Origin of the sequence: Moorena sp. SIO4A1, from assembly GCF_010672065.1 — a bacterium.
In the GTDB taxonomy this organism is placed as follows: domain Bacteria; phylum Cyanobacteriota; class Cyanobacteriia; order Cyanobacteriales; family Coleofasciculaceae; genus Moorena.
Window position 1 is genome coordinate 1 of record NZ_JAAHHX010000353.1, and the last position, 2,108, is coordinate 2,108.

General features: G+C 45.2%; 4 protein-coding genes. All 4 read right to left on the bottom strand.

The window, feature by feature from the left end:
* Positions 1-379: adenylyltransferase/cytidyltransferase family protein (locus F6K53_RS38140; protein ID WP_293084938.1), on the bottom strand; the 379-nt coding region annotated here is incomplete at its 3' end.
* A 436-nt stretch (positions 380-815) separates the two neighbouring features.
* Entirely contained in the window at positions 816-974 is a 159-nt protein-coding gene (locus F6K53_RS38145; protein ID WP_293084940.1) for a hypothetical protein, read from the bottom strand.
* Between the two features lie 140 nt (positions 975-1,114).
* The gene (locus F6K53_RS38150) at positions 1,115-1,357 is read right to left on the bottom strand and encodes an HNH endonuclease signature motif containing protein (RefSeq protein ID WP_081431350.1); all 243 of its coding nucleotides are present in this window, start codon (positions 1,355-1,357) and stop codon (positions 1,115-1,117) included.
* Between the two features lie 171 nt (positions 1,358-1,528).
* Positions 1,529-2,080: a group II intron maturase-specific domain-containing protein gene (locus F6K53_RS38155; RefSeq protein WP_293084943.1), complete on the bottom strand. Its 552-nt coding sequence runs from the start codon at positions 2,078-2,080 to the stop codon at positions 1,529-1,531.
* Positions 2,081-2,108 lie beyond the last annotated feature (28 nt).

Sequence of the window (2,108 nt, forward strand, 5' to 3'; positions counted from 1 at the left end):
AAGTGGATAGACTGTAGTCACCCCCTTTAACGTACACCTCTGGTTGCAGTGCTTCAATTAAACGATTAGCTGTGGTTTCAGCAAAAATCACTACCCCATCTACGGGTTTGAGAGTTGCCAGAATTTCTGCCCTCTGTATTTCAGGAACCAGTGGTCGGGAAGGATATCCTGGCTGTGATGGTTTAATGCGATTTACTGATTGATCACTATTTAGCCCGACCACTAGAGCTGAACCCAAGGATTTGGCAATCTTTAAGTAACGCACATGACCAATGTGTAGTATATCAAAACAGCCATTAGTAAATACCAGAGGTCGCCATCGCTCTGACTCCTGGGTCATCAGCTGTTGTAATTCATCGGCAGTGTAGATTCCAGTCATCTCACTTGAAAATAGTTCTGAGTGCGTCAGGCAGACAATCCTGAGTTAAAAGGACTTACTCCGGTAGTAGGTTTGTCTACTACCAAGGCTACTTCCCTCGCCCCGAAGGAGCTGATTTCTACTTTGCCGTCTACCATATTGATTGGATTTTTTACCAGGAGAGTCAGGGGTTTTGACAGATTTTCTAAGCTCTGCTACCAGGTAAGTCTTGGCTTTTACTCACTAGGGCAGTTTACTTACCAATACTATTATACATACAGGCGATTTGACACTCCCCGGCCTAAAGGCGCGGGGATTCTTGGTTCAACGAGGCAGCGTGGCTCTTCCAGGCCAGAGCCAAGAAGAGTAGAGGCCGCCTCTCCCCGAGCGTTCGGATCGACGTTCGCGTAGTGTGACCTACGGTCAATCCAAGTTCCGGTGTGCCGGAAACGAAACCTTAGTAGAGTGGAGCCTTAGTTAATAAGTTTTGACCCTTTTTCTCATAGCCAGTCCCCTGTAAAGGCGACCCTCTACTTACGGTAACTTCAAACCCCACCGTACTCAAAGCTCTCTTTAGGATATTGTTCGCGTAGCGTCGGCTGAGGCCGAAGGCCACGCTTCGCGAACGCCGAATCGCAGTATTGTGATTAAACTAAGTCAGTGAGTCACCCCACTGACTCGTCTTCAGAACCGTACGTGACAATGCACGCATCATACCGCTCCTCATCATAGGACTTATCCTTGACAGTGGTACCTCTAAAACGGATTCTCATCTAACTCGTTGGGGTTAACTTTAGTTCCGTGTTTGGCATCGTGGCAATGTAGGTGTAATAATTCCAGATTTTCATCCTTGTTGCTTCCACCATTAGCGCGCGGTAATATATGATGTATTTCCAATAAATCTCCATCCTTGAAAGTAAGACCACAATCAGCGCATTTCCGGAAACGAAACCTTAGATAGTGGAGCCTTACTACAACAGACTTCAACCTTTTACGCATAACCTACCAACTATAAAGGCTCCACTATCTTACGGTAACTTCAAACCCTTCAAGCCGTTCTAAAAGCTTTCCCTTATTAAACTAAGCCAGTGAGTCACCCCACTGACTCGTCTTCAGAACCGTACGTGACAATGCACGCATCATACGGCTCCTCATCAAACGGAACCATTGTCATTGGTACCTCATTAACGGGTTTTCATCTAACTCTAAGGCGTTGACTTTTGTCCCGTGTTTGGCATCGTGGCAATGAAGGTGTAGTAATTCCAGATTTTCATCTTTGTTAGTTCCACCATTAGCGCGTGGTAAGATGTGATGCATTTCCAATTTGTCTCCATCCCTAAAGGTAAGACCACAGTGGGAGCATTTCCCTTTTTGCCTTTTCAAAAGTTTTGCCTTCTGAATGGTATTTTCGGGATGTTTACCCATTCTGAGACTCCAGTAGATTAAATCGCCATCGTAGGGACTTCTGGTTTCTTTGACTTTTCTGTGCCGAACAATAGGTGTTTTGGCATGTTTGGGCAAGTAATTATCTTTCCCGGTCATGAACATCCAGTTGTCTTTCCCGATGGTTCCCCAATATTTCTTGATTACCCAGGATTTCGATTTCTTGGGATGCCTCCTATATCCCCATCTTCGGAGTTTGTTCCATAGCATATGCCCTAATGTATTGAAGGTTTCCTTACTACAGACTGAACTATAGTAATTACACCATCCTCTTATAATGGGTTTTAGTCGGCTCTAATCAGCCGAC

Coding starts and splice junctions, on each gene's coding strand:
- F6K53_RS38150 (WP_081431350.1), bottom strand. CDS start 1,357: ATGCGTAAAAGGTTGAAGTCTGTTGTAGTAAGGCTCCACTATCTAAGG.